Origin of the sequence: Thiosulfatihalobacter marinus (assembly GCF_016019955.1) — a bacterium.
GTDB classification, from domain to species: Bacteria; Pseudomonadota; Alphaproteobacteria; order Rhodobacterales; family Rhodobacteraceae; genus Shimia; species Shimia marinus_A.
This window is the reverse complement of record NZ_JAECRZ010000027.1, coordinates 1-20710: the sequence shown is the minus strand read 5'-3', so window position 1 is coordinate 20710 and position 20710 is coordinate 1. Positions and strand designations below refer to the sequence as shown.

Below are 20710 nucleotides of genomic sequence, written 5' to 3'. Positions count from 1 at the left end.
CGTTTCGCCATCTCGTATCCCTCCAAAAAGTTCGGGATACACCTTAGCTAACTGTCCGGATTTCCGGGACCACTTCACTTGGCTCCAGTGACTGGACCAGTGAAATAAGTTCGTCCCTAGACTTCATCCGTATCGTCTCATCTTTTGATTGATAGATAGGGTCACTGTCTGAGTGTGTCAAACTCTCAGTGTATAATCCCTTCAGGACATTGCTCTGTGATCACGCCACACCGTGGAGCCAGAGAAAGGATTGCGTTTTGAAACCTACGCCCGCTGCCTTCTGAAGGCACCGTCCTATGAAGTGAATGTAAGGAGGCGCCTAGTTTGGACATGAGCTGAGCCTGAAAAGAGCCTAAGCACTTAACCAAAACACGCTAAGTCATTGATTTCAGTGGTGAGCCGTGCAGGATTCGAACCTGCGACCCACTGATTAAAAGTCAGTTGCTCTACCAACTGAGCTAACGGCCCACTCTGTGGCGCGGTTACTAAGCTGACTGCCTTGGGTGGTCAAGCCGATTCTGAACAAAAAAGCATGGCCTCTGGAAACGGCATGACAACAGGCGTATATGCCCGCCATGAGCGCGCCAACAGATACCACAACGCCCTTTATGAAAATGCACGGGCTGGGCAACGATTTCGTTGTCATCGATGCCCGTAGGAATGGGTTCGGCCTGACCGGGGCACAGATCAGGGCAATCGCGCACCGCCATTGCGGGGTAGGATTTGATCAGCTTGCAGTCATCACGAAGAGCACGGCGGACGCGCATTTGACCTTTTACAATGCTGACGGATCAACCTCGGCGGCGTGCGGGAACGCCACGCGCTGTATTGCCCGGTATCTCATGGATGAAACCGGGCGCGATGCGCTGAGGCTCACGACGGATCGCGGCACGCTGGACGCGCGGGATGCCGGCGATGGGCTGACGGCGGTCAATATGGGGGCGCCCCAGATGGATTGGCGCGAGATTCCACTTTCACGGCAGATGGACAGCCTTGAATTGCCGATCGAGGGCGGCCCGACAGCGACAGGCATGGGCAATCCGCATTGCACGTTTTTCGTGGAAGATGCGGGCGCAGTCGATCTGGCGACATTCGGTGCCCTGCATGAACATCACCCTCTGTTCCCCGAACGCACGAATGTGCAGGTGGCCCAGATCGTGGGCAAGGACCACATCCGTATGCGGGTCTGGGAGCGCGGAGTGGGCATCACGATGGCGTCGGGTTCGTCAAGCTGTGCGACCGCCGTAGCCGCGGCGCGCCGGGGTTTGACCGGGCGACAAGTTCGTATTGATCTGGATGGCGGCACGCTTTGGATCGATTGGGCGGATGACGGGGTCTGGATGACCGGGCCCACGATGCACGTGTTTTCGGGCGTGTTTACGCGCGCCTTTCTGGAGTCTGTGTGATGTCGGGTGCGCCACCCAAATTCACGACGCTGGGGTGTCGCCTTAACGCCTATGAAACCGAAGCGATGAAGGCGATGTCGGCCGAGGCCGGGCTGGATAATGCGGTGATCGTCAATACCTGCGCCGTGACCGCCGAGGCCGTGCGCAAGGCGCGTCAGGAGATTCGCCGCTTGCGCCGGGAGAACCCCGATGCGCGCATCATCGTCACCGGATGCGCCGCCCAGACAGAGCCGGAAACCTTTGCCACCATGGGCGAAGTTGACAAGGTGGTCGGCAATTCCGAGAAAATGCGCCCGGAAACATGGGCGGGCATGGCTGCGGATTTCATTGGCGAGACCGAGAAGGTCATGGTGGACGACATCATGTCGGTTCGCGAAACGGCCAGCCACCTGATTGACGGCTTTGGCACCAGAAGCCGCGCCTATGTCCAGGTACAGAACGGGTGCGACCACCGCTGCACATTTTGTATCATTCCCTATGGCCGGGGCAATTCGCGCTCGGTTCCGGCGGGTGTCGTCGTGGATCAGATCAAGCGACTGGTCGACAGAGGGTTCAACGAGGTGGTGCTGACCGGGGTGGACCTGACAAGCTGGGGCGCCGATCTTCCGGCAGAGCCTCGGCTGGGGGATCTGGTAATGCGGATTCTGAAGCTGGTGCCGGATTTGCCCCGCTTGCGGATCAGCAGCATCGATTCCATCGAGGCCGACGACGCCCTGATGCAGGCCGTGGCCACCGAGCCGCGGCTGATGCCGCATTTGCACCTGTCTTTGCAGGCGGGTGACGACATGATCCTGAAGCGCATGAAACGCCGGCATTTGCGCGATGACGCCATTCGGTTTTGTGAAGAGGCGCGCCGCCTGCGCCCGGACATGACCTTTGGCGCGGATATCATTGTCGGGTTTCCCACGGAAACAGAGGCGATGTTCCTCAACTCGCTCAGGCTGGTGTCTGACTGCGATCTGACATGGCTGCATGTGTTTCCCTTTTCGCCCCGCACCGGCACCCCGGCAGCGCGTATGCCGCAGGTGAACGGCAACGATACCAAGGCGCGGGCAGCACGGTTGCGGCAAGCCGGTCACGTGCAGGTGGAACGCCACCTTGCGGCTCAGACGGGGCGGGACCACCGGGTCCTGATGGAGAACCCGCTGATGGGCCGGACAGAGCAATTTGCCGAAGTGGTGTTTTCGGCGCCACGCGACGTGGGCGAAATCGTGTCGGCGAAAATCGACGGGTGGGCTGATGGGCGATTGAGGGCCATCTGATCCCGACAGAAGCGTCCCGAGTGATGGAGCCATGCCCTCGCGGTGCCTTGAGTGACGATCCCGGATCGTTACGTGCCGCTGTTCTTGTCCCACTCCACCTGATCAGAGCCCAGATAGGGCGCGGCCCCAGAGGCAAAGGGGCGGGTGCCGTTGATGCGAATGGGCGATTTCACGATCGCAAAGTCCTGCCCGCCGCGTTCGGCCCGACCGAGACAGTCAAGCGTGTTCAGGATGCCGGTACCGCGCAGATCGTGCCAGTCCATCACAGGCGCGGCCCAGATATCGTCAGCCTCCATTTTACGGATCAGGGAAATCGTATCGCACCCGGCCACATGTTGTGCGATCTGCGCCTGAATGCGGTCCCGGTCGGCAAATGGATCAAGCCCGGTTTGGCGGGATGTCATGCCCAGGCATCTGAAAAGGGCGTCTATGTCGTTCATGGCAATGGCGATGTAACCATCCGAGGTTTGGTAGACGCCGTATGGTGCAGCCAGAAAGGCATGGGCGGCGTTTGCCTTTGGGCGGTCGGGGAGCTGGAAATTGTTGTTCAGGTGGGTGGACAGCAATTCGAACTGCAAATCGACGATAGCCTCCAGCAGGCTGGTTTCGACATGACCACCCTGCCCCGATATCCCGCGCTGCACCAACAACGCCAGAATCCCCTGCGCCAGTGCCGCGCCGGCCAGGATATCCGCGACCGGCAAGCCAAAAGCCACGGGCCCATCGGTTGCCGAGCCGGACAGCCACATTATACCGCTACGGGCCTGTGCCAGAAGATCCTGACCGGGCAGACCCTGCCAGTCGTGGCCAGCGCCGTAGCCCGAAATAGAGCCGTAAACGATGGTTGGTTTGCGGCGCCGGACCGCCTCATAGCCAAATCCCAGACGTTCGATCACGCCGGGGCGGAAATTCTGGATGACAACGTCGGCGTCTTCGATCAGATCCCAGATCCGGGCCTGGCCTGCGTCGCTTTTCAGATCGACGGCGATGGATTTCTTACCCCGATTGATCGCATGAAAGATCGAGCTTTCGCCGTCGATCATGACATCGGAAACATAAAGATAGCGCGACAGATCGCCCTTGCCGGTCCGCTCTACCTTGATCACTTCGGCACCAAGATCGGCCAGACGAAGCGATGCGTAAGGCCCGGCAAGGAATTGCGAGAAATCCAGAACCTTCAGGCCGCGAAGCGGTGGTTGGGTCATGCCTGGCCCTCGAAACTGGCGGCAAAACGGGCGTTCAGCGCCTGACACCCTGCCTGAACGCCGGTCTTGCCCCGCAGGATGTCATTCACGATCTGCGAGCCGTCTTCCTGAAATCCCATGTAGCCGTTGTGCCGGGGGCGCAGCCAGGCGGCTTCGTGGGTGAGGCGGGTGTTGCGGTATGCGTCCATCACAGGCGCGTTCACGGCATCGTCCGCCCAGGCGACGGCGTTGCCCGGCTGACCGTTTGACTGTGCATAAAGCGCGCGCTGGCATTCGGCCCCGGCGACCCACGCAGCGAAGGCCGCGCAGGTTTCCGGGTGATCCGTTCTTGCCGAAACGGCAAGTCCGGTTCCCCCCAGGGCCGAGCCGACAGGGCCGTTTCTGCCCAGAACGGGCATGTCCGAAAAGGCGATGCGGGATTTGCGATACCGGGCATTGGCATAGCCCTTGTACAGGTAGGTCAATGGGGCCAGGCGCAAAGTGTCGCTTTCCGCCATCGCGTCCATCGCTGCGATCGGGTCCATCGTGTAACAGGCATGATCCAGATTGTCTGTCACCGCCATGAGCGCGTCAAACACACGCCCGGCGGTGGCGAGAGGCAAAAGCTCTTGCGGGTTGGAGCCGCACGGCGCACCGATATTGGCGGCAAGGGTATAGATGCACATCAGATTATGCGGCGGTCGCAAGGGCAGGATCACGGCCCTGTCGCGGGCGACAGTGATGACGTCGGACCAGTGTGTGACGCGATCTCCCAGATCGGGCCGGTGGGCCTGAACCTGAGTTGCTGCATCGACGGGCAGCGCCCATTGGTGCCCCGCCATGTTGTAGCTGACAAAGCTCTTGCCGATGGTTTCGTTCATCAACGCGGTCAGCGTGTCCCGCGCCAGCAGCGTGTCCAGCGGCAGCAGACAGTCCTTGGCAACGACGGCCCCGACATGGGGGTGGTCGATGATCATCAGATCATATGTTGCCGCCAGTTCATCGACGGGCGTGGATTCGAACCCTTGCAGGGATCGCTTGTCCCAGTGGATCGAGACATCCGGGTGGGATTTCGAAAACGCCTGACTTGCGGCGATAAGAGGGTCGTAGCCTCGCGGATCGGACCAGGTCATGCCTTTGAGAGCAACGGTCTGTGTCATGTCAGGTTCCCTGTCTTGGGTCTGGGTGGTCAGGCGGTATCGGTGTCCAGTGCGGCGCCGGCGCCCAGGGCATCGGATATCCGCTGACCTGCCTCGATCATGGCATCGCGGCAGTCTTCCAGATCGGGATCGCCAACGCTGGTTAGGCGGCGGATATACGGAGTTGTCAGTGCGGCGGCGACTTCGCCGGCATAAGAGAACACGGGTACAGAGATGTTGTGGATGCCACCGATCGTCAGCGACGGGCTTTGGCAATAGCCGTCCGTGGCCACCTGGCGCATGTTTTCGTCAAACTGGTGCAGCATGTCCGGCGTGGTGTTCGGGTTGCGGGCACATAGCGCGTCCACACGATCCTTGGGCAACTTGAAAACCAGACAGGCGCCGGATGCAGTGTAGGAAATTGGCACCCGCGCGCCCAACCGCACGGATGTTACGTTGTTGTCGGGTGGATCGACCTGCGCAATCACAAGAATGTCGGACCCGTGCAGAATGGCCAGATGCAGAGACTGATTGAGGCGCTGGGCGTATTCCTCCATGATCTCGCCCGCAACCGCAGAGAGCCGTTTGGTGGGCGGATGGCGGTGCGACAATTCGAACATTCTGAGCGTCAGGCTGTAGCGTTCGCTTTCTGGGTCCAGCATCACATAGCCGCGCATTTGAAGGACGGCCAGCATCCGGTAGATTTCGCTGACCGAACGATCAAGTGCCGCGGCGACTTCTGCCTTCTTAAGGCCGCGCGTCTGGGCGGCCAGCAATTCAAGGATATCCAGACCCTTGGACAGGGCCGGGGCGCTGTATTTCTCAAGATCGGGGGAAGATCGGTCGGCGGATTTCGTGGCCATGACATGTCCTTTCCGCTGGTGCGGTGTGCAAAGTTGCGCGGTTCTGCCTTAAAGCGACCAGATGCGGCAAGCGTTTTCGCGATACAGGGCGGCGCGGTCGCTGGTGGTCCAGTCGGCGGTAAGCGCATGAGTCGCGGCCACCCAGGTGGCCAGCCCGCCGCCCAGGTTGCAGACCGGTTGATCCGATCCCCAGACGATGCGGTCATGTCCGAATGCGGCGACGGTTTCCTGCACGTAGGGGCGAATGTCATCCAGGCCCCAGCTGTCGGCATCGCCATAGGCCACGACGCCGGAGATCTTGGCGGTGACATTCGGGCGTTTTGCCAGGGCATGTATGCCGTCACGCCATGGATCCATCGCGCCCGAGGCGATGTCGGGCACGCCGCAATGGTCAAGGATGAAGGTCACGTCCGGGCAGTGATCCACAAGGTTCGCGGCCAGGTCCAACTGGCGCGGCAGCACGCAAAGATCGAAGGTCAGCCCGGTGCCGGACAGTCGTTTGACGTTGTTGCGGAATGTCGGCGTTGTGCTAACCGCATCAGGGACAACGTGCAGAACCCGCCGGAATCCTTTGACAAGCGGGTTCAGGCGACAGCGATCCAGAAATGCGGGAAAGCCGTCACTTTCGGGGCGGCAGGATGAAATGGCCCCTCGCATCAGGCTGCCGGGCTGTTCGGCCAGCTCCCCGATCAACGCGGTCTCCGCCTCGATCAGCGGTTCGGCCACGTCCACCTCCATGTGCAGACAGCCCGAAATTCCCAGCCGCGCGGCGTCGCGGGTGTAGGTGGTGAACCGGTTGTCGCGGTTCAGCACCTCAAAGTCAGTCAGCCAGGGGTAATCAAGCCGGTCCTTATAGATCAGGTGCAGGTGGGTATCGATCAGCATGGTGGCGTCCTCGTGTTGTCCTCCCAAGATAATCATTGACTAAATATGAAAGTCAAGTTTAAGTATGAATGTGAAATGAGAATTCATACAGGAAATACAAGGTGAGGCGCTGCCCGGCGCCGATCGAATTCCAAAGGGAGGAACTCATGGGAAAACATAAACTTAAGGTGCTTCTGGGCGCGACTGCCCTGGCAGCCGTGGCAGGATATGCCAGCGCGGCAGAGTTTGACGGAATCACCCTTCAGGCCAAGCTGATCGGTGGTCAGCAGTACGAAGGCCTGTATGGCCGCATCGCCGAATGGGAAGCCGCGACCGGCGCCAAGGTGGATATCATCTCGAAGAAAAACCACTTTGAGCTGGACAAGGAGTTCAAATCAGATCTGGCGGCGGGAACGCTTGGCTGGTGCGTGGGGTCCAACCACTCGTCCTTTGCCGCGCAATACCCCAACCTTTACACCGATCTGACCCCTTACCTGACGAAAGAGGAAATCGCCGCCTACGTGCCGGCCAATATCGCGGCCTCCAGGATCGGAGATGCGCTGGTCATGTTGCCCCGGGCACAGTTTGATGTTTCGGTTCTTTACTATCTCAAGTCCGTCTATGAGGACGCCGACAACCAGGCCGCATACAAGGCCAAGACCGGGCGCGATCTGGCGCCGCCGGACACCTGGGAGGAATACAAGGAGCAGGCGATATTCTTTGCTGATCCGCCGAATTTCTACGGAACCCAATACGCGGGCAAAGACGAGGCCATTGTCGGCCGTTATTACGAGATGGTCGTGGCCGAAGGTGGTCAGCTGTTCAATGATGACTGGTCGCCGGCCTTCAACTCGGATGCGGGCAAGCGGGCGCTTCAGTGGTTCGTCGATCTTTACGAGGCCGGTGCGGTTCCTCCGGGCACCACGTCTTATCTGTGGGATGATCTGGGGCAGGGCTTTGCCTCGGGCACGATCGCTCTCAACCTGGATTGGCCGGGCTGGGCCGGGTTCTTCAATGATCCGGACTCCTCGAAGGCAGCAGGCAATGTGGGCGTAAAGGTTCAGCCTGCCGGGTCTTCGGGCAAGCGGACCGGCTGGTCCGGGCATCACGGGTTCTCGGTCACGGAAACCTGCGAAAACAAGGAAGCGGCTGCGTCGCTTGTCAAATGGCTGACCAACGAGGATAGCCAGAAGCTGGAAAGCGCCGGCGGCTCACTGCCAACGCGAACGGCTGTCTGGGAATATGTGCTGGAGACAGCGCAGTCCGATCCGTACCGCGCCGAAGCCATCGCCGCGTTCCAGGCCGGAGCGGGACACGCTTTCCCGGCACCGCAGACGCCAGAGTGGATCGAGGCGACCAACCTCATCTATCCAGAGCTTCAGGCCGCCATTCTTGGCGACAAGACGGTGGACGAGGCCCTGGCCGATGCCGCCGAGGCCGTGGACGAGATGATGCAGGAGAACGGCGTCTACTAGGGCGCCGTCAGACCGGGGGCGATCCTCCTCACGTCCCCGGTCACACTTCGGGCCCTGCCCGGCATCACACCCAGTAACCCTTTCCTGAATTCAAGGACGCAAGCAATGTCCCGCTTCCGGCCACCGGCGTGGTTTGTCTTATTACTGCCCGCGATCATCATCCTGGCAGCGGTCGTACTGGTCCCGCTGATCCTGTCGTTTTATTCCAGCTTTACGCCATACAAGCTGACCCGCCCCGAAACGCTGTATAAGTGGATCGGAACATTCAACTATGAAAAGGCGATGAAAAGCGCGCATTTCTGGGCCGCTTTCGGGCGAACCGTTCTGCTGCTTACCATCGCGCTGAACCTGGAAATGCTGATGGGTCTGGGGCTGGCGCTTCTTGTCAACAAAGTGACATATGGCCAGCGCGCATTGCGCACCATCATGATGTTTCCGATGATGTTCTCGCCCGTTCTCGTCGGGTTTCAGTTCAAGTTCATCTTCAACGACAATGTCGGGCTGGTGAACAATGCGCTGCAATCGCTTGGGCTGACGGACAGGGCAATCCCCTGGCTGGTGGACGGGCAACTGGCGTTCATCGCCATCCTGACGGCCGAGATGTGGTCGGCGACCTCGGTTTTTGCCATTCTGATCCTTGCCGGTCTGTTCGCCGTGCCGCGCGATCCGATTGAAGCGGCCAAGGTGGACGGCTGTACGCCCTGGCAAAGCTTTCGCCATATCACACTGCCCTATGTGATGCCGTTCATCTATATCGCGCTGGCGATCCGGTCTCTGGACGTGGCGCGGGCCTATGACATCGTGCAGATCATGACCAATGGCGGACCAGCCCGGCGGACCGAGCTGTTGTGGACGCTGATCGGGCGCACCGGCTATGTCGACGCCAAGATGGGGTACGCCAACGCGATGGGCTATATCTCGATTTTCCTTGCGATCATCTTCACCGTTTACTTCTTCCGCAAGCTGAATGCCGCGCGGAGCGAACTGGGCATGGCGGGCTGAGACATGAACGAGAATCTTCAACACCGTATCCGCGCACGTCTTCTCAAGGTGCTGCATTTCGTAACGCTGTTCATCGCCATGGCGATCATCTGTGTCCCCGGTTTGTGGGTTGTTCTGAACAGCTTTCGCCCAACTGTCGAGATCATGGCCAAGCCGCCGGTCTGGATTCCGAACGAGCTGAATCTTGACAATTACCGGGCCATGTTCGGTGCCGCGGGCGAAGGCGGTGTTCCGGTGCTGCAATATTTCACCAACTCGCTGATCATCTCTGTCACGTCGACGGCGATTGCCATTCTGATCGGCATGGCGGGCGGATATGCCTTTGCCCGTTATCGCTTCAAGGGCAAATCCGGCATCTTTATCGGCCTGATGCTGACACGGGCCGTGCCGGGGGTATCCTTGTCGCTGCCGCTGTTCATCGTGATGGCCAAGACCGGTCTGATCGACACCCATCTGGGGTTGATCCTGGTTTATGTCGCGCTGAACGTGCCGTTCACGATCTGGCTGATCGACGGCTTCTTCCGGCAGGTGCCGATTGACCTGGCCGAGGCGGCCGAGATTGACGGGTGTACGCGCTGGCAAGCCTTTTGGCGGGTTGAATTTCCGGTGGCCCGCGCCGGCGTGGCGTCAGCCGGTATATTCGCCTTCCTGACCAGCTGGAACGAATATGCGCTGGCCAGTCAACTCACGCGGTCGACGTTCTCCAAAACGATGCCGGTTGGTCTGCGTGACTTTACTTCCGAATTCACCATCAACTGGGGCGGTATGACGGCGCTGGCGGTTCTGATGATTATCCCCGCGCTCATCCTCACCTTCCTCGTTCAGAAACACCTCATTGCCGGCCTGACTTTCGGCGGCGTGAAAGGATAAGACTAATGGCACAGGTTCACCTTCGGAACGTTGTCAAGAAATACGGGGCGGTTCAGGTTGTCCACGGCATCGATCTTGAAATCCAGGACAACGAGTTTGTCGTTCTGGTTGGTCCCTCGGGATGCGGAAAATCCACGACCTTGCGTATGATTGCTGGGTTGGAGGCGATCTCGGAAGGCGAGGTCTCGATCGGCGACCGGGTGGTGAACGACCTGCCGCCGCGCCACCGCAACATCTCGATGGTGTTTCAGAATTATGCGCTTTATCCGCATATGACGGTGCGCGAGAACCTTGGTTTCTCGCTCAAGATCGCCAAGCGCCCACAGGCCGAGATCGACAAGGCCGTGGACGAGGCGGCGCAGATTCTCAGCCTTGCCGACTATATGGATCGCAAGCCGGGCGCTCTGTCGGGCGGTCAGCGTCAGCGGGTTGCCATGGGGCGCGCCATCGTGCGCCATCCCGAAGTGTTCCTGTTCGACGAACCGCTGTCCAATCTGGATGCCAAGCTGCGCACACAGATGCGGACCGAGATCAAAAAGCTGCACCAGAAGGTGAAATCAACCATCGTCTATGTCACCCACGACCAGGTCGAGGCCATGACGCTGGCCGATCGGATCGTGATCATGCGCGACGGGCATATCGAGCAGGTCGGCACGCCGCTGGATGTGTTCGAGACCCCGGCCAACACGTTCGTGGCCACCTTCATCGGCTCTCCTCCGATGAATCTTTTGCCCGGCACCGTGAGCGGAGACAGGTTGGCGTTGACGGACGGGCCTGTCGTGCCCCTGCCGCCGCAATTCGCCGGCAACGTTGCGGAAGGGCAAGAGATCATCCTTGGCCTGCGTGCCGACAACCTGATGCCGGTGGGGCACACGATGCCGATGGAAGGCGCCTATGCCGAGTTTGACATGACTGTGAACCTTTCGGAACCGCTGGGCACGGAAACCCTGTTGTTCGGTTCGCTCGCAGGCCGGGAAGTGCAGGCCAAGATGCTGAGCCCGCGCCCCGTCAAGGACGGTGAGCGGCTGCGGTTTCAGCTGGATCTGACCCGGTGTCATCTGTTCGACGCCAAGACGCAGCAAAGCCTGAGGTAAGCGATCATGGCCAGGATCATCCATGTTGAAATCTTCATGCTGGATCTCAAGCCCAAGGTGAAGCGGGTTGATGCGATCCAGAGCTTTGTCAGTCAGGAAACGCCGTTTGTGCGCATTACCGACAGCGACGGCGCAACCGGGCTTGGCTATTGCTATACGATCGGGCAGGGCGGCGGCGCGATCATGTCGCTGTTGCGCGAAACGCTGGTGCCGCAGTTGATCGGGCGCGAGGCCGAAGAGATCGAACGCATCTGGCGCGATCTGTTGTTTTCGACCCACGCCACGGCCGTGGGGGCGATCACATCGCTGGCTTTGGCAGCCATCGACACGGCGCTTTGGGACTTACGCTGCAAACGCGCGAACCTGCCCTTGTGGCGGATGCTGGGCGGCGCGAAACCGTCGGTGCCGATGTACACGACCGAAGGCGGCTGGCTGCACAAGACGACCGACGAGCTGGTGGCCGATGCCGTGGAGGCGCAGGCACAGGGGTTTTCCGGCTCCAAGGTCAAGATCGGCAAGCCGCATCTGAGCGAAGATCGCGCGCGTCTGGCGGCGGTGCGCGAGGCGGTAGGCCCCGCATACGAAATCATGACCGACGCCAACCAGAGCTTTACCGGCGCCGAGGCCATTCGAAGGGCGTGTATGCTGGAGGAGATGGATATCGCGTGGTTTGAAGAGCCGATCCCGTCCGATGACGTGATGGAACACGCGCGCCTTGCCGCCAGCACATCCGTCCCCATCGCGGTGGGCGAAAGCATGTATAGCTTGAGCCAGTTCAAGGATTATCTCGTCACCGGCGCGGCCAGCATCGTGCAAGTGGATGTCGCCCGCATAGGCGGGATCACCCCCTGGATGAAGGTTGCCCATATGGCCGAGGCGCACAACGTGCCGGTCTGTCCCCATTTCCTGATGGAACTGCATGTCAGCCTTGTCTGCGCGATCCCGAACGCGCCCTGGCTGGAATACATTCCACAGCTGGACGGGCTGACGGCCTCGCCCATGCGGATGGAAACGGGCCGGGCCTATCCTTCGGACGCTCCGGGGCTGGGGATCGACTGGGACTTTGACCAACTGAACGCTGGCCGCATCGACGGTCTGACCGCCAAGGTGGCCTGAGGAGGAGGGATCATGCAGAGAATGGGAATGGTGATCGGGCTGAACGCCGACAAGGTTGCGGAATACAGGGAGCTGCACGCCAATGTCTGGCCCGGTGTGCTGAAGATGATCACCGCGTGCAATATCCGAAACTACTCGATCTTCCTGAAAGAGCCGGAAAACCTGTTGTTCGGTTATTGGGAATACCACGGCGAGGATTTCGAAGCAGACGCCGCCAGGATGGCCGCTGATCCCGAGACCCAACGCTGGTGGGATGTCTGTATGCCCTGCCAGGCGCCGCTGGATACCCGCAAGGACGGCGAGTGGTGGGCGATGATGGAAGACGTGTTTCACCTGGATTGAGGACGGCGATGTTTGAAGATCTGCAACAACACTGGCCCAGAGCCAAAAACCCGAAACCCATCGTCATATTTGGCGCCGGGTCCATCGTGACAGACGCCCATCTGCCCGCCTATGCCAGGGCCGGTTACACGGTGGCGGGCATCTTTGACCCCGATATCGACAAGGCGCGCGCGCTGGCCGGGGCGCATGGAGTGAATGCCTATGCCACACCCGAAGAGGCCGTGGCGGTGGAGGACGCGATTTTCGACCTGGCCACCCCGCCCGATGCCCACGCCGGGATCCTGTCGAACCTGCCCGAAGGTGCTGGCGTTCTGATACAAAAGCCGATGGGTTCGGACCTGGGCGGCGCGACCGAAATCCTAAAGATCTGCCGCGCGCGCAAGCTGAAGGCGGCGGTCAATTTTCAGTTGCGGTTCGCGCCGATGATCCTGGCGCTTCAGGATGTCGTGAACCGGGGACTGCTGGGCGAGATCGTGGATTTCGACGCGTGGCTGGCGCTGGACACGCCCTGGGGCCTGTGGAAGTTCCTGGAACCTCTGCCCCGGGTCGAGATCAGCCTGCATTCGATCCACTATCTTGATTTCATTCGCGGTTTGTTGGGCGACCCGAAAGGCGTTCACGCCAAATCGCTGGGACATCCCTTGTCGAAGATCGCCCAGACCCGCACGGCGGCCATTCTGGATTACGGCGACAGGCTGCGTTGTGCGCTATCGATCAATCACAACCATTCGTTCGGCCGTAAATATCAGGCCTGCGAGTTCCGCATCTGTGGCACCAAGGGCGCGGCCTATCTGCAACTGGGCGTGAACCTTGATTACCCAAAGGGCGAGCCGGACATTCTTGAGATCAATACCGGCAATGGCTGGCACGCGGTTGACCTGGACGGCGCCTGGTTTCCCGACGCGTTTGCCAGCCGGATGAGCCAGCTTCAACGCTTTGTCACCGGCGAGGATGACGCCCTTGTTTCCAGTGTCGAAGACGCCTGGAACACGATGGCCCTTGTTGAAGCGGCCTACGAAAGCAGCGCCGCGCCCGCCCATCCGATCGCCGCGAAACCCCAGTAACCGGAGGACACCGCCATGGCCGACACCAGCTATTATGACGAGAACAAGGACATTCCGTTGTTCAATGTGGAAACCTGGCTGTACGAGGACTTTGAGGTTGGGCAGAAATGGCGATCGATCCGACGGACCATTTCCGAGGGTGAGGCCATGCTGTTCAACAGCCTGGTGATGGACAATCACCCCTATGTGGCGGACGACATCTTTACCAGCGAAGAAGGCGTGTTCGGAAAACGCCTGGTCGCTGGCGCGATGGTGTTTGCCTATGGGCTGGGGCTGATGGCGCATAACAACGTCAACACGTTCTCATACGGCTATGACAAGTTGCGCTTCATCAAGCCGGTGTTCATCGGAGACACGATTCACACCGTGCGCACCAATCTGGAGAAGCGCCCCAAATACAAGGACATGGGGTTGGTCAAAGTCTCCTACGAGGTTTTCAAGAACAAGGGCGAGCTGGCGCTTTATGCCGAGCATATCCAGACGGTGAAATACCGCGATCCATCCGCGCACGAAATCGAGTCCTGACGACTCTGCCAAAGGAAACAGCATTATGCAGACGCAAAGCATTTACTACGAGGACTATGAAATCGGCCACATGCGCGAAACCTTCGGGCGCACGATCACCGAGACCGATTTCGTTGTTCACGCCGGACATACCGGCGATTTCTTTCCGCATCATATGGATGCCGAGTGGTGTGCTACGCAGGAGTTTGGCCAACGTATCGCGCATGGCACCATGGTGTTTTCCATCGGCATCGGCATGACTGCCAGCGTGATCAACCCTGTCGCGTTTTCCTATGGATATGACCGGCTGCGCTTTGTGCGCCCTGTTCACATTGGTGACACGATCCGAACGCGCCTGACGATCGACCGCAAGCATCCCGATAAAAAGCGCGCGGGCATGGGGCAGGTCTATGAGAAATGCGAAGTGATCAATCAGCGTAACGAGGTGGTGTTGTTCTGCGAGCATATCTATCTGGTTCAGATGAAAGCGGCGGCATGAGCGCGTTTCTGAAGCTCCATCGGGATGACAACGTACAGGTTGCTTTGCGTCTGGTGCCGCGGGGCGCGCGGATCACGAGCGAAAGCGGCACGTTCGAAACCCAGTCGGATGTCGCAATGGCGCATAAGGTGGCCGACCGCCCCATCGCCAAGGGGGATCTTGTGATCAAATATGGTATGCCCATCGGCACCGCGAGCGAGGATATTGCCCCTGGCGCGCATGTGCACGTCCACAATATCGTCAGCCGCTACACGGCGACCCATTACCGGAAAGAAGAGGCGGGGTTGACTGATGTCTGAGGTTTGGCAGGGGTTTCTGCGGTCTGATGGCCGCAAAGGCATCCGCAACACGGTGGCTGTGGCCTATCTTGTCGAGTGCGCGCATTTTGTTGCTGACGAAATCGTGCGGAACTTTCGCGATGCCGAAGTGCATCTTATCGGCTTCCCCGGCTGTTTTCCGAATGACTATGCCCAAAAGATGATGGAACGATTGGGCACCCATCCCAATGTTGGTGCCGTGCTTCTGGTGTCGTTGGGGTGTGAAAGCTTCAACCGATCCAAACTGGCCAGCGTCATAGCCGCATCGGGGCGTCCGGTGGAAACGCTGGTGATCCAGAAAACGGGCGGGTCGGCAGCCACGATCGACAAAGGCACCGCATTGGTGCGCGATATGCTGGACCGGATCGCCGACGTTCCGCGCGTGGACATGGGTGTCAGCGATCTTGTCGTGGGCACGGTTTGTGGCGGGTCTGACGGTACAAGCGGGCTATCCGGCAATCCGGCGGCGGGGCGGACATTTGACCGGCTGGTGGCCGAAGGCGCGGCCTGCATTTTTGAGGAAACCGGCGAGTTGATCGGCTGTGAGCACATCATGGCGGAAAGAGCCGTGACGCCGGAACTTGGCGCAGAGCTGAAGGCCTGTGTCGACAAGGCAGCGCGCTATTACAGCGTTCTGGGGTATGGCAGCTTTGCCGCCGGGAACGCCACCGGAGGGTTGTCGACCATCGAGGAAAAGTCACTGGGCGCCTATGTGAAATCCGGCGATGCCCCGATTTCCGGGATTATCAAGCCGGGTGACGTGCCCCCGAAAGGCGGGCTTTACCTGATGGACGTTGTGCCTGACGGTGAGGTGCGGTTCGGATTTCCCAACATCTCGGACAATGCAGAGATCGTCGAGATGATCGCCTCCGGTGCCCATATGACACTGTTTATCACTGGGCGCGGGTCGGTTGTCGGGTCCGCGATTTCTCCAGTCATAAAGATCTGCGCCAACCCGGATACCTACCGTGCGCTGGCTGGAGATATGGATATCAACGCTGGCGCCATAATCGAAGGAAAGCAAAGCCTCGACGATGTGGCTGGTGAGATTTATACCCGGATTTGTGCCACTGCTGCCGGTACCGCGACTGCTTCCGAGGCATTGGGCCACCAGGAATTCATCCTGACCTACAAGAGCTTTGATCCGATCGGGCCCGCGTGCCTGCCAACTGTCTGAAATCGAATAGAGAGCATCATGAAAAGACTTGACGGAAAAACAGTATTCGCCACCGCCGCCGCGCAGGGAATTGGCCGCGCGACAGTCGAGCGCATGGCGGCCGAAGGCGCGCGCGTGATTGCGACAGATATCAATATTGCGCCGCTTCAGGGTGCGGAAGGGCTGGAGGTGCTCCAGCTGGACGTGACCGACACGGATGCGGTAAACGCTGCTGTCGCCGAGGCCGGGCAGGTTGACATCCTGTTCAACTGCGCCGGGATCGTCCACGCCGGAACGGTGCTTGAGGCAAGCCGCAGCGACCTGGAGTTTGCCTTTGCGCTGAACGTCAAGCCGATGTTCGATACGATCCGTGCCGTGTTGCCGGGGATGCTGGAACGCGGGCGGGGTTCTATCGTCAACATCGCTTCGCTGGCGTCATCGGTGATCGGGGTGCCGAACCGCTGTGTTTATGGGACCACCAAGGCCGCCGTCATCGGGCTGACGAAATCGGTTGCTGCCGATTATGTTCAACAAGGCATCCGCTGTAATGCGATTTGCCCCGGGACCGTTGACAGCCCGAGCCTTCATGAGAGGTTGAGGGCGACCGGCGACTATGAGAAGGCATGGAAAGAGTTCAACGCGCGCCAGAAAATGGGGCGAGTCGGCACGGCAGAGGAAATCGCGGCGCTGGCGTGCTATCTTGCTTCCGATGAATCCGGATTTACAACAGGTCAGGCGCTGAACATCGATGGCGGCTGGACGATCTGACACACAACTCACGGAGACTACATGAAACTTCTACGTTACGGCCCGCGCGGGGCCGAGAAACCGGGCATTCTGGATGCCCAGGGCAATATACGTGACCTGAGCGGCATAGTCGGCGATATCGCCGGAGACACACTGGCCAATCTTGACCGGCTGGCTGGGGTCGACATTGACAATCTGCCCGTTGTGACAGGCGACCCGCGACTGGGCGCTTGCGTTGGGGGTACCGGCAAGTTCATGTGTATCGGGCTGAACTATTCCGACCACGCCGCCGAAACCGGCATGGATGTTCCGCCCGAGCCGGTTTTGTTCATGAAAGCCACCAGCGCGATCTGTGGCCCGAACGATCCCATTCTTATTCCGCGCGGCAGCGACAGGACCGACTGGGAAGTTGAACTGGGTGTGGTGATCGGAAAGCCCGCGAAATATGTCTCGGAATCCGAGGCACTGGACCACGTCGCCGGGTATTGTGTGATCAATGATGTTTCTGAGCGCGCCTTTCAGACCGAGCGCGCGGGTCAGTGGACCAAGGGCAAGAGCTGTGACAATTTCGGCCAGACCGGTCCGTATCTGGTGACGAAAGACGAGATTGCAGACCCGCAGAACCTTGGAATGTGGCTGACGGTGAACGGTGAAAAGGTTCAGGATGGCTCTACCCAGACGATGGTGTACGGGGTGGCGCACGTTGTCAGCTATCTCAGCGGGTTCATGACCCTTCACCCTGGCGACATCATCTCGACCGGCACCCCGCCGGGCGTGGGCATGGGGTTCAACCCGCCGCGCTATCTGAAGCCGGGTGATGTGGTTGAACTTGGCATCCAAGGGTTGGGCCAGCAAAAACAGGTGTGCGTTCAGGATTGATCCCTGTGGGCGCGGGTTTGCCGGATGAACGCCGGCAAACCCTTCAATTCCAGAAGTATTTGTAGGGCCGCCCGAAGCGCTGCGGGGCCCTTATTCATTCGCAAGAGAAAATCCAGCATTTGCAGCCCAAAGCTTTGCGCCAAATCTGCGCATAGTTCTGCGGTTCATCCCTGATGCATTGCGGACACCAGTCACGTCCAGCAGTGGGCAAGATTTTGCCCCTACATCTGATTCAAACCACATTTTTTCCTTTGGAAAAGAGCGATTTGGCCAATCTTCTAAAGTTTTTCTTCTCTACAGCCGATCATCCAATCAAGCCTGGCGACTTCCAGATTTGTCGGCAGAATTCTGACAAAGACGCTGAAAAACAAGATGGAGAAAGGGTAGCGGACGCATTTCCTCTTCAGGTGGGTACCTCTTGATCGAACCGCATTCGGCTCAATTCACAACTGGTCCCCAGCCTGCAATGTCGCCCTTGATGCAAACACGTGTGCCATCAGCGGATCCAGCTGCACCGAAGGGCGCGTACTTCGCGCCCTTCCTGCAACTTCAACTTGGGTCGCAAATCTGGCTGCCCACCACTTTCCCCGGGTTCATGACCGCTATTGGATCAAGGAAGTCCTTAATCGCACCCATGAGGTGGCGTTTGACCGGATCTCCATAACTTTGATCGAGCGACAGCTTGTCCTGGCCAAGGCCGTATTCTGCGCTGAACGACCCGTCGAGTTTTGCAACGAGATCATAGATACAGGGAGAGACCTCAGCACTCACCTCTTCAAGGAAGGCTGCGGCTTTGACCCCTTCAGGGGAGAGGACGTTGAAATGGACATTGCCGTCTCCCACATGTCCGTAGACCGAAAGCCGCGCTCCCTGCCCGTACCGGTCGACAAGTTCGCTGCCAAGTTCAATGAACCTGGCCATATCAGAGATGCGCACCGAAACGTCATGTTTCACTGAACCACCGTTGAGCACCTCACCCTCGGGGATATGCTCCCGCAAGTTCCAGAAATCCTGCCGTTGCTGTTCGCTGGTTGCAATCACCCTATCCAGGATCATCTCTTCGGACATTCCGTCCTCAAAGAACGCTTCGATGGCCTGGTCCATCGCCAAAACAGGAGAGGACGTAGCCGCTTCGATGAGGACAAAGTGCTTTGATGAGGTCTGCACCGGTCGACGCAACTCAGGTTTTCCGGCAAAGAGCAAGTCGAGGGACGCATCAGAGATGTATTCGAACGAAGTGACTGCTTCGCCAGTGTACTGCTGTGCCTTTGCCAGAAGCGGCATCAGATCGCTGACCCCGCTGATTGCCAGAAACGCCGTGACCCGGTTGACCGGGGGCAGAAACAGGCGCAGCGAGGCCCCCGTCACGATCCCGAGCGAGCCTTCGGCACCGATCAGGAGCTGGTGCAGGGCATACCCCCGGTTGTCCTTTCGCAACGGCGACAGATTGCTGAGTATCCGTCCATCGGGCAGCACGACTTCAAGGCCCAGAACCAGATCCCTGGTAATTCCATACCGGACAGCAGATACCCCGCCCGCGTTCGTGGAAATGTTCCCACCGATCTGGCATGACTGCTGAGAGCCCAGCGACAGAGGGAACATCAGGTTCACCTGTTCCGCCGCCTGATGGATTTCAGACAGGATGCACCCTGCATCGACAGTGATCGAGAGGTTATCAGCATCCACCTCGCGGACCTTGTTCATCCGCTGTAGGCTGATCAGCAGCTGTTGGCCGCTGTCATCAGGTGTGGCACCACCGCAATACCCGGTATTGCCACCGACCGGTACCAGGGCGACATTGTGTTGTCCGCAAAGCCTAACGACTGAGCCGACTTCCTCAGTCGAGCGCGGCCGCAGCAGCGCCGGGCTTTCACCCCTGTACTTCTTGCGGAAATCCGTCGTGTATCCGTCGATAATGTCTTTATCGCTTACCACGATTTCAGCCGGCAAGGCGGCCAGCACCTGTTCATATGGAGTCATCACGCGCCCTCTTGTGTTCGAGCGACATGCTAAGGCGAGTGAAGTTTAGGAAATTTTGTTTTCCAGCCCGGAAAACGCATTCTGTGCCGCACAAGCGTCGTTTGTGCCATCAAACTGCGTACAGTCATCAGGATCAGCCCCAACCTGGCCGTTGATTTGCTCAGTTACAGGGCAGCCTGCCCGGGTCAGGGTTTTGTCTTCGGACGAAATCTGCACAGGAATCAAAAAACTGGCCGAGGCAGGCCGTCACAAAAGATTGCGCTGCGGGATCTAACCAGGCCCAAAGATTCTGCCGTTTCACTCCAGCCTTCAGCATAAACGCCAATCCCCCACCCCCTACCTTGTCTGAACCAGAGAGGAAGAGGGGAACCAATGGCGGTGTCCCAGGCACCACGGTCTTCAGACCTTGCAGGTTCAGAAGCCCCGCCGTGGTGGCAACGGCAAACCGGCCCGGCAAATCGCTGCTGACTCAGTGAGCGCTATTGCAGCTCTTACAGCATGCACGACCAGGAGAGCACACGCCCGCCCTTCAACCAGGACAACCTTCGGTCAAGAGGAGAGACACTGAAGATGAGAAACTTCCTGAAATACCTGGCGGCAGGCACTGTCGCACTACAGCTCGCCACACCCGCTTTTGCCGCTGACATGCGGCTGAAGTTCGCCGGGGTATTCCCGGTCGATCACCAGGGTTCTAAAATGATGGAGCAGGTCAAAGCCGACATTGAGGCTGACCTGCCACTGAACTTTCATCCAGCCGCGACCGGAGCCCGGTTTGTGTTTACGCCGGTTGGCGCAGGTTGAGCAATCGCCCGACGCGTGGAGCTTTCATCTCGCGTAGCGGGGCGGGCGATTGCGGTGGTCAGGGTCCGTGCATAGTCAGCCGGGGTTTGGTAGTCCAAGGCTGAATGGGGTCGTTCGGTGTTGTAGTCAGCCGCCCAGGCCGCGAT

Annotated in this window: 22 protein-coding genes and 1 tRNA gene; 16 read left to right on the top strand and 7 right to left on the bottom strand. The window is 59.3% G+C overall.

Features of this window, described 5'->3' with window-relative positions; translation table 11 throughout:
• Positions 1–392: 392 nt before the first annotated feature.
• Positions 393–468, bottom strand: a tRNA-Lys gene (locus tag I3253_RS19735).
• Between the two features lie 98 nt (positions 469–566).
• Between I3253_RS19735 and dapF the strand changes: the two genes are divergently transcribed.
• On the top strand, positions 567–1406 hold the full coding sequence (dapF, locus tag I3253_RS19730; RefSeq protein ID WP_197919508.1) for a diaminopimelate epimerase: 840 nt from the start codon (positions 567–569) through the stop codon (positions 1404–1406).
• The gene (gene mtaB / locus I3253_RS19725; RefSeq protein WP_197919507.1) at positions 1406–2668 is read left to right on the top strand and encodes a tRNA (N(6)-L-threonylcarbamoyladenosine(37)-C(2))-methylthiotransferase MtaB; all 1263 of its coding nucleotides are present in this window, start codon (positions 1406–1408) and stop codon (positions 2666–2668) included. The genes dapF and mtaB overlap by 1 nt, the downstream gene beginning before the upstream one ends.
• A gap of 68 nt (positions 2669–2736) precedes the next feature.
• On the opposite strand, the gene I3253_RS19720 is transcribed toward mtaB, so the two are convergent.
• The 4 genes from I3253_RS19720 to I3253_RS19705 are packed head-to-tail and all read right to left on the bottom strand — an operon-like array spanning position 2737 to position 6739.
• Complete coding sequence (locus I3253_RS19720; protein WP_197919506.1) at positions 2737–3873, bottom strand: CaiB/BaiF CoA transferase family protein; 1137 nt, start codon at positions 3871–3873, stop codon at positions 2737–2739.
• Complete coding sequence (locus I3253_RS19715; protein WP_197919505.1) at positions 3870–5012, bottom strand: extracellular solute-binding protein; 1143 nt, start codon at positions 5010–5012, stop codon at positions 3870–3872. Before I3253_RS19715 ends, I3253_RS19720 begins: the two co-directional genes overlap by 4 nt.
• Before the next feature lie 29 nt (positions 5013–5041).
• Positions 5042–5854 (bottom strand): IclR family transcriptional regulator, encoded by an 813-nt coding sequence (locus I3253_RS19710; RefSeq protein WP_197919504.1) that lies wholly within the window; start codon positions 5852–5854, stop codon positions 5042–5044.
• A gap of 48 nt (positions 5855–5902) precedes the next feature.
• Entirely contained in the window at positions 5903–6739 is an 837-nt protein-coding gene (locus I3253_RS19705) for an amidohydrolase family protein (RefSeq protein ID WP_232237248.1), read from the bottom strand.
• Between the two features lie 146 nt (positions 6740–6885).
• On the opposite strand from I3253_RS19705, the gene I3253_RS19700 reads away from it, so the two are divergent.
• The 13 genes from I3253_RS19700 to I3253_RS19640 all read left to right on the top strand — a co-directional run bounded on the left by I3253_RS19700 (position 6886) and on the right by I3253_RS19640 (position 17783).
• Positions 6886–8193, top strand: a complete 1308-nt coding sequence (locus I3253_RS19700) for an extracellular solute-binding protein (RefSeq protein WP_197919502.1) — start codon at positions 6886–6888, stop codon at positions 8191–8193.
• A gap of 105 nt (positions 8194–8298) precedes the next feature.
• Positions 8299–9195 (top strand): carbohydrate ABC transporter permease, encoded by an 897-nt coding sequence (locus I3253_RS19695; RefSeq protein WP_197919501.1) that lies wholly within the window; start codon positions 8299–8301, stop codon positions 9193–9195.
• Positions 9196–9198: 3 nt separating this feature from the next.
• The gene (locus tag I3253_RS19690) at positions 9199–10065 is read left to right on the top strand and encodes a carbohydrate ABC transporter permease (RefSeq protein ID WP_197919500.1); all 867 of its coding nucleotides are present in this window, start codon (positions 9199–9201) and stop codon (positions 10063–10065) included.
• A 5-nt stretch (positions 10066–10070) separates the two neighbouring features.
• Positions 10071–11159, top strand: coding sequence for an ABC transporter ATP-binding protein (locus tag I3253_RS19685; protein WP_197919499.1), 1089 nt, complete (start codon positions 10071–10073; stop codon positions 11157–11159).
• Positions 11160–11165: 6 nt separating this feature from the next.
• Positions 11166–12275: a mandelate racemase/muconate lactonizing enzyme family protein gene (locus tag I3253_RS19680; protein ID WP_197919498.1), complete on the top strand. Its 1110-nt coding sequence runs from the start codon at positions 11166–11168 to the stop codon at positions 12273–12275.
• Positions 12276–12287: 12 nt separating this feature from the next.
• Positions 12288–12617, top strand: coding sequence for an L-rhamnose mutarotase (locus I3253_RS19675; protein WP_197919497.1), 330 nt, complete (start codon positions 12288–12290; stop codon positions 12615–12617).
• Between the two features lie 8 nt (positions 12618–12625).
• Positions 12626–13681 (top strand): Gfo/Idh/MocA family protein, encoded by a 1056-nt coding sequence (locus I3253_RS19670; protein WP_197919496.1) that lies wholly within the window; start codon positions 12626–12628, stop codon positions 13679–13681.
• A 15-nt stretch (positions 13682–13696) separates the two neighbouring features.
• The gene (locus I3253_RS19665; protein ID WP_197919495.1) at positions 13697–14206 is read left to right on the top strand and encodes a MaoC family dehydratase; all 510 of its coding nucleotides are present in this window, start codon (positions 13697–13699) and stop codon (positions 14204–14206) included.
• Positions 14207–14231: 25 nt separating this feature from the next.
• On the top strand, positions 14232–14684 hold the full coding sequence (locus I3253_RS19660; protein ID WP_197919494.1) for a MaoC/PaaZ C-terminal domain-containing protein: 453 nt from the start codon (positions 14232–14234) through the stop codon (positions 14682–14684).
• A complete protein-coding gene (locus I3253_RS19655; RefSeq protein WP_197919493.1) occupies positions 14681–14983 on the top strand; it encodes a UxaA family hydrolase in 303 nt (100 codons plus the stop codon). Before I3253_RS19660 ends, I3253_RS19655 begins: the two co-directional genes overlap by 4 nt.
• Entirely contained in the window at positions 14976–16178 is a 1203-nt protein-coding gene (locus tag I3253_RS19650) for a UxaA family hydrolase (RefSeq protein WP_197919492.1), read from the top strand. The genes I3253_RS19655 and I3253_RS19650 overlap by 8 nt, the downstream gene beginning before the upstream one ends.
• An 18-nt stretch (positions 16179–16196) precedes the next feature.
• Positions 16197–16925 carry an SDR family oxidoreductase gene (locus tag I3253_RS19645; RefSeq protein ID WP_197919491.1) on the top strand — a complete coding sequence of 243 codons (729 nt, stop codon included), beginning with the start codon at positions 16197–16199 and terminating at the stop codon, positions 16923–16925.
• 21 nt (positions 16926–16946) lie between these two features.
• Positions 16947–17783 (top strand): fumarylacetoacetate hydrolase family protein, encoded by an 837-nt coding sequence (locus I3253_RS19640; RefSeq protein WP_197919490.1) that lies wholly within the window; start codon positions 16947–16949, stop codon positions 17781–17783.
• 549 nt (positions 17784–18332) lie between these two features.
• Here the strand turns inward: I3253_RS19640 and I3253_RS19635 are convergent.
• Positions 18333–19763, bottom strand: coding sequence for an FAD-binding oxidoreductase (locus tag I3253_RS19635; RefSeq protein ID WP_197919489.1), 1431 nt, complete (start codon positions 19761–19763; stop codon positions 18333–18335).
• 570 nt (positions 19764–20333) lie between these two features.
• Between I3253_RS19635 and I3253_RS19630 the strand changes: the two genes are divergently transcribed.
• Positions 20334–20564 carry a hypothetical protein gene (locus I3253_RS19630; protein WP_408647863.1) on the top strand — a complete coding sequence of 77 codons (231 nt, stop codon included), beginning with the start codon at positions 20334–20336 and terminating at the stop codon, positions 20562–20564.
• On the opposite strand, the gene I3253_RS19625 is transcribed toward I3253_RS19630, so the two are convergent.
• Positions 20510–20710 (bottom strand): integrase core domain-containing protein (locus I3253_RS19625; protein ID WP_197919488.1); only part of this gene is annotated, 201 nt, incomplete at its 5' end. The two genes, I3253_RS19630 and I3253_RS19625, sit on opposite strands and share 55 nt — an antisense overlap.

Coding starts and splice junctions, on each gene's coding strand:
- I3253_RS19680 (WP_197919498.1), top strand. CDS start 11,166: ATGGCCAGGATCATCCATGTTGAAATCTTCATGCTGGATCTCAAGCCC.
- I3253_RS19690 (WP_197919500.1), top strand. CDS start 9,199: ATGAACGAGAATCTTCAACACCGTATCCGCGCACGTCTTCTCAAGGTG.
- I3253_RS19695 (WP_197919501.1), top strand. CDS start 8,299: ATGTCCCGCTTCCGGCCACCGGCGTGGTTTGTCTTATTACTGCCCGCG.
- I3253_RS19660 (WP_197919494.1), top strand. CDS start 14,232: ATGCAGACGCAAAGCATTTACTACGAGGACTATGAAATCGGCCACATG.
- I3253_RS19665 (WP_197919495.1), top strand. CDS start 13,697: ATGGCCGACACCAGCTATTATGACGAGAACAAGGACATTCCGTTGTTC.
- I3253_RS19645 (WP_197919491.1), top strand. CDS start 16,197: ATGAAAAGACTTGACGGAAAAACAGTATTCGCCACCGCCGCCGCGCAG.
- I3253_RS19640 (WP_197919490.1), top strand. CDS start 16,947: ATGAAACTTCTACGTTACGGCCCGCGCGGGGCCGAGAAACCGGGCATT.
- I3253_RS19715 (WP_197919505.1), bottom strand. CDS start 5,012: ATGACACAGACCGTTGCTCTCAAAGGCATGACCTGGTCCGATCCGCGA.
- I3253_RS19635 (WP_197919489.1), bottom strand. CDS start 19,763: ATGACTCCATATGAACAGGTGCTGGCCGCCTTGCCGGCTGAAATCGTG.
- I3253_RS19670 (WP_197919496.1), top strand. CDS start 12,626: ATGTTTGAAGATCTGCAACAACACTGGCCCAGAGCCAAAAACCCGAAA.
- I3253_RS19720 (WP_197919506.1), bottom strand. CDS start 3,873: ATGACCCAACCACCGCTTCGCGGCCTGAAGGTTCTGGATTTCTCGCAA.
- dapF (WP_197919508.1), top strand. CDS start 567: ATGCCCGCCATGAGCGCGCCAACAGATACCACAACGCCCTTTATGAAA.
- I3253_RS19655 (WP_197919493.1), top strand. CDS start 14,681: ATGAGCGCGTTTCTGAAGCTCCATCGGGATGACAACGTACAGGTTGCT.
- I3253_RS19685 (WP_197919499.1), top strand. CDS start 10,071: ATGGCACAGGTTCACCTTCGGAACGTTGTCAAGAAATACGGGGCGGTT.
- I3253_RS19710 (WP_197919504.1), bottom strand. CDS start 5,854: ATGGCCACGAAATCCGCCGACCGATCTTCCCCCGATCTTGAGAAATAC.
- I3253_RS19675 (WP_197919497.1), top strand. CDS start 12,288: ATGCAGAGAATGGGAATGGTGATCGGGCTGAACGCCGACAAGGTTGCG.
- I3253_RS19705 (WP_232237248.1), bottom strand. CDS start 6,739: ATGCTGATCGATACCCACCTGCACCTGATCTATAAGGACCGGCTTGAT.
- mtaB (WP_197919507.1), top strand. CDS start 1,406: ATGTCGGGTGCGCCACCCAAATTCACGACGCTGGGGTGTCGCCTTAAC.
- I3253_RS19650 (WP_197919492.1), top strand. CDS start 14,976: ATGTCTGAGGTTTGGCAGGGGTTTCTGCGGTCTGATGGCCGCAAAGGC.
- I3253_RS19630 (WP_408647863.1), top strand. CDS start 20,334: ATGAGAAACTTCCTGAAATACCTGGCGGCAGGCACTGTCGCACTACAG.
- I3253_RS19700 (WP_197919502.1), top strand. CDS start 6,886: ATGGGAAAACATAAACTTAAGGTGCTTCTGGGCGCGACTGCCCTGGCA.